Genomic DNA, 8,888 nt, shown 5'->3' on the forward strand with positions numbered 1-8,888 from the left:
TGCGGCCGGTCTCGTCGGCCTCGCGGATCAGGGATTCGATGGACTTGTGCATGGAACTGCGGGGAATGGGGAATGGGGAATCGGGAATGGGTAACCGCTTGCAACTACGATACCTCGCGAAGCGGAGAGGTCCCTTCCGCTCAGATTCCCCCTATTCCCCATTCCCCATTCCCCCGCCCCTACGAGATCTTCGGGATCGCCCGGGCCCACCGCAGCCACGGAAACGACCGGATCGCGCCCAGTGTCGCCTCGCCCACCGGCTCGTCCGCTTCGATGGTCATCAGCGCGTCCTTGTGGCGGCCGGTGCGGTCCACGCGCATGGTCGCGAGGTTGATGTGGTGCCCGGCGAGCACCGTCGCGACCGCGGCGATGGTGCCCGGCTCGTCGTGGGCCAGCAGCACCAGCGTGTGATAGTCGCCGCCGAGCGCGACCGGAAAGCCGTCGATCTCGGTGACTTCAACGCGGCCGCCGCCCAGCGATGCGCCGCGAAGCTGCACCGTCTCGCCATCGCGCTCCACGCGGAAGACGGCGGTGTTGGGGTGCGCGTCCTCACCCAGGTCGATGGTGTCGAAGCTCCACTCCATCCCGGCCGCGGCGCCCTCGTCGTAGGCCTGGCGCAGGCGCAGGTCGTCCGGCGCGAGCCCCGCCAGCCCGCCGACGATGGCGCGCTGCGTTCCATGCCCCTCGCCGGTGGCGGCGAAGGAGCCGTGGAGCTGGATGTCGGCCCGCTGCGGCGTGCCGCCCAGGATGGCGCGCGCCAGCAGCCCCAGCCGGCACGCGCCCGCGGTGTGCGATGACGATGGGCCGACCATGGTGGGCCCCAGGATGTCGAAGAGAGAGACCATGCGCGCTAATCTACGGTGCGCGCGGCGGACGGGCCACCATCCCGCATGCGGCGAGCGCCGCGCTGTGGGCGCGGCGCTCGTTGCGGCTCTACTCCGCCCCGTCCGGGAGGCGGATGGCAGAGAGCTTCCAGTCGGCCAGCCCCTCGCGGTGTATCACCAGCGCCATCCGCTCCTTGCCGTCGTCCTTGTCGCGGAAGTGGAGGACAAAGGTGTCCACGCCCTCGTAGCCGCGCGTCACCTCCACGTCGCGCGCCGCCTTTTCGGCGCGGTCGCGGCCGTCCTTGCCGACCGACGGCCGCTCGCCGCGCACGGCCGCCGCGATGCCGCCCGGCGTCACGAACGAGTCCACCAGCGGGTCCACCATCATCCCCGCGAGGGCCGCTCCGAAGCGCGCGAACGGGTTGTCGTCCGCCTCCTTGTCGATCCGCTCGGCCATGGCCTGGCGAACCTCTTCCTTGACGCTCGCGCGCACGGAGGGGAAGTCCACCAGCTTCGCCAGCGCCTCGCGGTCGCCGGTCTCGGCCGCCTGCTGCAGCCGCCTGACCGCCAGGTGCGGCGTGAAGTAAAGCCATACCGCCGCGGCGCACAGCGCCAGCAAGGCAAAGGGACGGAAGTAGCTGCTCTTGCGCATGAGGGAGGTGTTTCTGGAGGGAAGAACGGCTGCAAGCCTCTGAGGTTGCTGCACTTGGGGCCGGAAAGATAGCACCGCGGCGGGCGCCGCGGTACCCGGTCAGCGCCGGAATCTCATCGTGATCGGAAGCTCCACGTCCACATCCACCGGGACGCCCTCGATCGTCGCGGGCCGGAACCGCATCCCCCTCACGATCCCGAGGAACTCCGGGTCGACGTCGTCGTCTGGCCTGCCGCGCACGGCGATCTCGCCGGTGGCTCCGTCTGCTCCGATGCTGAAGCTGACGTTGCGGGTGGTTTCGTGCCCCGCCAGCTGCGGGTGCGCGGCGAGGAGGCGCTGCGCCGCCGCGTCCATCGCCTGCTGCAGCGCTCCGATGTCGGTGAGCGACGGCATCACCATGAGCGCATCCACCACGGCGATCCGAGGATTCCTCCCGCTCCTCAACCAGAAGGTCTCGCGATGCGCCCGCCGGCTCGGGAGGCGTGGGACAAGGTGGGTCCGAAGCAGAGACACCATCGCGCTGTCGTAGCCACCCGGAAGCGAACGCCGCACGAGCGCTCTCACAACTTTCAGCGTCCCCGTCGAATCGTAGCGCACCCAAAACAGCATCCGCCGCGGAGTCCCCCGCGGCGCCTGGGGAGCGTCGAGGAGCGCGCGGTGCAGCCTCGTGGAATCCACGAACGACGAGAGCGGAAGCGGCCCTGCCTGCGCGGAAGCCGGCGACGCGGCGCAGGCGGCCAACGCCGCGAAAAGCGCGAGGAACGAGAAGGACCGGATCATCATCTCAGCGAAATTCCAGGTGGATTGGAACCTCCACGAGCACCGGTACAGGGCACCTGTTGATCATCGCGGGCCTGAACCGCATGGCATCCACGATGTCGTGGATTCCGTCGTCGATCTCGGGGATGCCGAGCTGGGTCAGGATGCGGCTCTGCGCCGGCACCCCCTTTTCGTCGACCTGGAACTTCACCGTCACCTCGGCCATACGCCCCCTCAGCGCGGGGAGCTCCCGCAGGAGTCGCTTTGTCACGCGCTCCATGGTGTCCGCCACTTCGTCCAGGTTCGCGAGCGAGGGAAGGTCTTCGCGAACGCGCCGCGCCACCTGCACGCGCGCGGATGGGCCGGGCGTCAGCCATACGTTGACCCCCGTCGCCTTGCGCGTCTCGTGCACGGGGCGGGCGTGAGTGCGCAGCAGCCCTGCGAGCGCCTCGCGGTATTCGCGGGCGCCGCTTGCGCCGGAACAGTCCATTGACCGCACCTCCTCCAGCGCGCCCGTGCTGTCGAACTGGATCCAGTACAACGACCGCGGCCCCTCGGGCGCTGCGGCGATGGCGGCATGCAGCGCCGCCGAGTCGACGTAGCTGGAGAGGGGATGCACCTCCCGCTGCGCGTGCGCGGGGATGGCGAGCAGAGCAGCGAGAGCCGCGGCACGGATCACGGAGCACTCCGGGAACGGTTGGATTCGTCGAGCGTCGCGGCGAACTCGCGGAGCGCGCTCCAGTATCGGTCGCCCGCCACCCTCTGCAGATCGTTGTGTCCGGCGCCCTCCACCCACAAGTGCCGCTTGGGCGGATTCGCCCGCTCCAGCAGACGCGCGCCGTGCCAGAAGGGGATGACCTCGTCGCGCGTCCCGTGGATCACCAGCACGGGCGCGCGGATCTCCCGCAGCCTGCGCTCCGTGCCGAAGCGGTCGAACGGGAAGATGCGGCGCGGAACGGCCACCTGGAAGGCGCTTACGAAGGTGCTCTCCAGCACGAGCCCCGCCACCGGCCTCCGGCTCGCGAGCTCCGACGCGATCCCACCGCCTAGCGACCTCCCGTGCAGGATCACGCGCTCCGGCGCCACTCCCAGGGCGCCGGTGAGGTGCTCGTACGCGGCGGCGAGGTCGTGGTACGCGCTGCGCTCGCCGGGCACGCGCCTGGAGCTGAGCCCATACCCGCGATAGTCGTACGCCAACACCGAGAACCCCGCATCGCGAAGATCGGGAAGGAAGTAGCGCAGATCACCGAGATCCTCGGCGTTGCCGTGGCTGAACAGAATCGTGAACCGCGCCCGCGGGTTCGGCAGCCACACCACCGCGATGGAGTCCCCATCCCCCACCAGCACCATCGTAGCGCCCGCCGAGGCGGTGTACCTGGGCGTCTGCGGCTGAAAGATCACCCTCTCCGCGTACCACCACACCAGCGCCCCCAGCAGGAGATACACCCCCACCAGGGCGCCCGCCACGTACAGCAGCACCGCCCCCCACCCCGCCACCGCCACCCCCTCAGCGCGCCGCCGGGCGTGCATTGGCCTCGGCGCCACCTGTCACGCCCGAGCGCCTGTAAAGCAAGGTTTGCATCGCGGATAGCTCATGCTCGTCTTCGCCTTGCGCCCGCAGTCGTGGCAGTAGTGCTCAGGATAGTCAGGGTTCTTGAATTCTGCCCAAATCGTCCAGCAATCGCGGCAGAGCGGAGCATCCGGGTTATACGCGATATCGTCTCCGCATCGGATACAAGCACCCTTTCGCTTGTACGAACCGTCGCGTGCGGCTCGAGCGACCGTTTGGCCTTGCTTGGGTGGCGAAGAAACCTTCGCAGGCACAGCCGATACAGACGGAACGGGTATGGCAGAGATCCGAGTTGCCACGGAGACTATGTTCTTCACCTCTTCGAGTGTCTCAGCGTAAACGCGCTCGTCCGCGTCGAAACGCACACCCATCTCCCAGTTCTTCTCTGATTCCTCATACAGGTTCAACGACGCGATCACCAGCCGCTGCTCATTCAAGTAGCACTTCGCATGTAGGTTCTTTAGGGTGTAGAGAGAAAGGTTGGGGACTGTGAGAAGCTTTTCTACTTCTGCGGAATTTGTCGCACCCTCGCGTGCTACAAAAGTAATTGGAACTTGGTATCGCGATGCCCCGCGGAGTCGATTCATAAACGTCTCGGACACTTTGAAGTAGGCCGAAACAAGGTAAAGATGGTCACGTGCATCCTTGATGATGCCTTCGATATCAGCAACGGCTCGCTTAGCGGTAAGAAATTCAGGCACGAGGGTAATAGGTAGGCTGGAGAAAAAAAGAAAACGCGGAACGGGACGCCATCCGCAGCAAGATCATACCCTAATAATATGTTCGCCCGCAGATAGCCCTGCTAGGGAACGGCGTGGGGCGCGCTAAGGGACGATGCAGATAGATAGGCGCAGAGGAGATCCGCTCGATAGAGTCCTGTCCCGGAGCCTGCGGCGATCGAGACCGCTTCAGCGGTCTTCCCGTCGTTTCAGCCGGGGGCTTTAGCCCCCGGCGTGGCCGGTGCGCCCGGCGCCCGCCCCCGAGCCTGCGAAGGCAGGCTTCCCGCGGTTGTTGCAGCGGTTTCAACCGCCGGACTCAACCGCCTGCACCACCTTCGCCTTCCTTCCCCGCTTCTTCACCACCGGCGCCGCCTCCAGCGCCGTTGCCTCCGCCACCGCCTCCAGCGCCGGCCCCTCCGCCATCGCTTCCAACGCCGGCCCCTCCGCCCCGCGCCCCGCCAGCATCCCCGCCAAAAACTGCCCCGTATACGACCGCCCCACCTTTGCCACGGCCTCCGGAGTCCCCGCCGCCACGATCTCACCGCCACGCGGCCCGCCCTCCGGCCCCAGGTCGATGATCCAGTCGGCGGTCTTGATGACGTCCAGGTTGTGCTCGATCACCAGCACCGTGTTGCCGCGCTCCACCAGCCGGTGCAGCACCTCCAGCAGCATGCGCACGTCCTCGAAGTGCAGGCCGGTGGTGGGCTCGTCCAGGATGTAAAAGGTCTGGCCGGTTGCAACCTTTGAGAGCTCCGTCGCCAGCTTCACGCGCTGCGCCTCGCCGCCCGAGAGCGTGGTGGCGGACTGGCCCAGGTGGATGTAGCCGAGCCCAACGTCGGAGAGCGTCTGCAGGTGGCGGCGGAGGCGCGGGACGGCCTCGAACAGCTCCAGCGCGTCGTCCACCGTGGCCTCCAGCACGTCGGCGATGGAGTGGCCCTTGTAGAACACCTCCAGCGTCTCGCGGTTGTAGCGCTTCCCGCGGCACACCTCGCACGGCACGTACACGTCGGGCAGGAAGTGCATCTCGATCTTCACCAGCCCGTCGCCCTGGCACGCCTCGCACCGCCCGCCCTTGACGTTGAACGAGAAGCGGCCCGGCGTGTAGCCGCGCATCTTGCTCTCCGGCAGCTCGGCGAAGAGGTCGCGGATGACGGTGAAGAGGCCGGTGTACGTGGCGGGATTGGAGCGCGGCGTGCGGCCGATGGGGGACTGGTCGATGTCCACCACCTTGTCGAGCAGATCCAGACCCGTGATGCGGTCGTGCACACCCGGGACGGACTTGGCGCGGTAGAACTTGCGCCCCATCGCGTTCCACAGGATGTCGTTGACCAGCGTGGACTTGCCGGACCCCGAGACTCCCGTCACCGCCACGAAGCACCCCAGCGGGATGCGGGCGTCCACGTTGCGCAGGTTGTGCTCGCGCGCGTTGTGGATGACGATCTCGCGCCCCGGCTGCGGCGCGCGCCGCTTTGGAGGGATCTCGATGCGCTGCTCGCCGCGCAGGTACGCGCCCGTGAGCGAGCGCTCGGCCGCGAGGATGTCGTGCACCGTACCCTCGGCCACCACCTCGCCGCCGTGGCGGCCGGCGCGGGGGCCCAGGTCCAGCACGTAGTCCGCGGCGCGGATGGTGTCCTCGTCGTGCTCCACCACCAGCACGGTGTTCCCCAGGTCGCGCAGCTGCTGCAGCGTCTCCAGCAGGCGCAGGTTGTCGCGCTGGTGAAGGCCGATGGAGGGCTCGTCCAGGATGTAGAGGACGCCCACCAGCCGCGAGCCAATCTGCGTGGCCAGGCGGATGCGCTGCGCCTCGCCGCCGGAGAGCGTCTCGGCGGAGCGGCCCAGCGTGAGGTACTCGAGGCCCACGTTCACCAGGAAGCCGAGCCGCTCCGTGACCTCCTTGAGGATGGGGAGCGCGATCTCGACGGAGAGGCGCGGGTCGTCCTTGAGCCCCTGGAAGAAGTCGTGCGCCTCGCTCACCGGCAGCGCCACCACCGAGCCGATGGAGCGCCCGCCGACGGTCACCGCCAGCGACTCGGGCTTGAGCCGCGTGCCGCCGCAGGTGTTGCACGGAAGGGTGCTCATGTACTCCTCCAGCGTCTCACGAAGCGAGTCGCTGGACGAGTCCTGGTAGCGCTGGGCGACGTCGGCCACGATGCCGGCCCACTTCATCTTCTTCCCCCCGTTCTTCACCGACGCGCCGAAGAGCAGCAGGTCGCGCACGTTGTCGGGAAGATCCGCCCAGGGGGTGTTGAGGTCGAACTCAAGCGCGTCGGCCAGTCCCTGCAGGATGGTGCCTCGCAGGTGGCCGCGCGGCACGCCCCACGGCAGCACCACGCCTTCCAGGATGGAGAGCGAGTGGTCCGCCAGGATCAGCTCGGGGTTGGGCTCCCTGCGCGTCCCCAGCCCGCCGCACCCGGTGCACGCGCCGTAAGGGGAGTTGAACGAGAACTGCCGCGGCTCCAGCTCCGGGATGTTGATGCCGCACACCGCGCAGGCGTAGTGCTCGGACAGCAGGTGGGTGACGGGCTCGGCGCCATCCGCGTGCGCCACCACCTCCACCACGCCGTCCGCCGCGCGGAGCGCCGTCTCCACCGAGTCGGCGATGCGCTGCCGGTTGTCCTCGCGCACCACCAGCTTGCGCTCCACGTAGATGGAGATGTCGTGGTTGGAGCGGCGGGCGAGCTTGGGAGGCTCCTCCATGCGATGGATCGCGCCGTCGGTGCGCGCGTGGCTGAAGCCCTTCTTGCGCAGCTCCTCGTACAGCTCGCGGAACTCGCCCTTGCGCCCGCGCACCACCGGGGCCAGCACCTCCACCCAGGTGCCCGCCGGCGACTCCATGATGCGGTCGACGATCTGCGTGGCGCTCTGCCGCTGGACGGGGCGCCCACAGTTGGGGCAATGCGGCGTACCCGCGCGCGCCCACAGCAGGCGGAGGTAGTCGTACACCTCCGTGACGGTGCCGACGGTGGAGCGCGGGTTGCGCCCCGCCGTCTTCTGCTCGATGGAGATGGCCGGCGAGAGCCCCTCGATGGAGTCCACGTCCGGCTTCTCCATCATTCCCAGGAACTGCCGCGCGTACGCCGAGAGCGACTCCACGTAGCGCCGCTGCCCCTCGGCGTAGATGGTGTCGAAGGCGAGCGACGACTTGCCGCTCCCGCTCAGCCCCGTGACCACGGTCAGCTTGTCGCGCGGGATGCGGACGTCGATGTTCTTGAGGTTGTGCTCGCGTGCGCCGCGTACGATCAGGTATTCTTCGTTCATCCCGAAAATTTACCGCACCCCGGCGCTACTTTCAACACCCGCGCGCGACGCGCCGGGGCGCTCCCAAGATTCGCCTGTCTTGCGCGCCGGTTCACACCCGTTTAGCGTCGCGATAACCGGCGGGTAGTATCCGCGCGTGCGGGGTGCTGGAGCGGCTCTCGACGGCGCTGGGGTACGTGGGCGTGTACTCGAAATTCTGATGAGCGAAACCAAGCCGGGTGCCGGGTCGCGGCACCGTTCAGCCCGGGGTCTGCTCCTGTGCGTGGGGCTCCTGCAGGCCGCCGCCTGCCGCGAGCCAGCCGGGGGAACGCCCGGATCAGGCCAGCCGTCGGTGGGCGGGGTCATGATCGCGTGGCGGGTGCCGCTCTCCACGGGGGCGTCGCTCCACGCGCCGGCCGCCGACGGCGAGCGCTTCTACGCCGTGGGCGACCGCCACCTGGAGGCGTACGACGCGCACACCGGCGCGCGGGCATGGAGTGAGCGTCCGGACTTCGGCACGGCACCGGCCAACTACGTGGTGCGGGACGGCCGCGTCTTCGGGGCGGGGAGCCTGGCCATCGCCCTGGACGCGCGCACTGGGCGGGAGCTCTGGCGATTCGCGCCGGACAGCTCGGCGTCGCTGGGGGAGAGCGACGGCGACGGGGACGCGTTCTACTTCGGCACCGCCACGCACCGGGTGTACGCCGTGCGCGCGGTCGACGGCACGCGGCTCTGGAGCACGGACGTGGGCCCGGAGTGGGAGCACCGCGCGATCATCCGGGGGGTGAAGGTGAGCGGCGACACGGTGTACGCGGCCGTGGACCAGTTCGCCACCCGCAACGGCGAGCGCTCCGTGGGGTGGATCGTCGCCCTTCACCGCGCCAGCGGTGCCGTGCTCTGGCGCTACCGGAACGGCTCGGGCGACGACCAGCGCTCGATCGGGTCGGCGCCACGCGTCGCGGGCCGCCTGCTGCTGGCCGTCGACTACCCTCGGAACACCTTTTTAGCCGTGGACCGCTTTACCGCGCAGGAGGTGTGGCAGACCCCGGGCCTCCCCGGATTCGCAGGCGCGGAAGAGGCGCCGGTCGTGATGGGAGACGTCGCGTACGGCGCCTCGTACGACCGGC

8 protein-coding genes are annotated in these 8,888 nt (G+C 68.7%); 1 reads left to right on the top strand and 7 read right to left on the bottom strand.

The genetic code is table 11. The features are described from left to right. Positions 1-179 precede the first annotated feature (179 nt). The 7 genes from sdaAB to uvrA all read right to left on the bottom strand — a co-directional run bounded on the left by sdaAB (position 180) and on the right by uvrA (position 7,782). Complete coding sequence (gene sdaAB / locus VF647_15555; protein HEX8453517.1) at positions 180-845, bottom strand: L-serine ammonia-lyase, iron-sulfur-dependent subunit beta; 666 nt, start codon at positions 843-845, stop codon at positions 180-182. 88 nt (positions 846-933) lie between these two features. Continuing rightward, complete coding sequence (locus tag VF647_15560; protein HEX8453518.1) at positions 934-1,476, bottom strand: DUF2939 domain-containing protein; 543 nt, start codon at positions 1,474-1,476, stop codon at positions 934-936. 99 nt (positions 1,477-1,575) lie between these two features. Next, entirely contained in the window at positions 1,576-2,259 is a 684-nt protein-coding gene (locus tag VF647_15565; GenBank protein HEX8453519.1) for a hypothetical protein, read from the bottom strand. Position 2,260: 1 nt separating this feature from the next. Continuing rightward, positions 2,261-2,914, bottom strand: a complete 654-nt coding sequence (locus tag VF647_15570; GenBank protein HEX8453520.1) for an energy transducer TonB — start codon at positions 2,912-2,914, stop codon at positions 2,261-2,263. Then, positions 2,911-3,765, bottom strand: a complete 855-nt coding sequence (locus VF647_15575; protein HEX8453521.1) for an alpha/beta fold hydrolase — start codon at positions 3,763-3,765, stop codon at positions 2,911-2,913. The genes VF647_15570 and VF647_15575 overlap by 4 nt, the downstream gene beginning before the upstream one ends. An 18-nt stretch (positions 3,766-3,783) precedes the next feature. Continuing rightward, a complete protein-coding gene (locus tag VF647_15580; protein ID HEX8453522.1) occupies positions 3,784-4,506 on the bottom strand; it encodes a phospholipase D-like domain-containing protein in 723 nt (240 codons plus the stop codon). Positions 4,507-4,827: 321 nt separating this feature from the next. Continuing rightward, on the bottom strand, positions 4,828-7,782 hold the full coding sequence (gene uvrA / locus VF647_15585) for an excinuclease ABC subunit UvrA (protein HEX8453523.1): 2,955 nt from the start codon (positions 7,780-7,782) through the stop codon (positions 4,828-4,830). A 199-nt stretch (positions 7,783-7,981) separates the two neighbouring features. Between uvrA and VF647_15590 the strand changes: the two genes are divergently transcribed. Further along, positions 7,982-8,888 (top strand): PQQ-binding-like beta-propeller repeat protein (locus VF647_15590; protein ID HEX8453524.1); only part of this gene is annotated, 907 nt, incomplete at its 3' end.

It is taken from the genome of Longimicrobium sp. (genome assembly GCA_036387335.1).
Classification (GTDB): Bacteria; Gemmatimonadota; Gemmatimonadetes; order Longimicrobiales; family Longimicrobiaceae; genus Longimicrobium.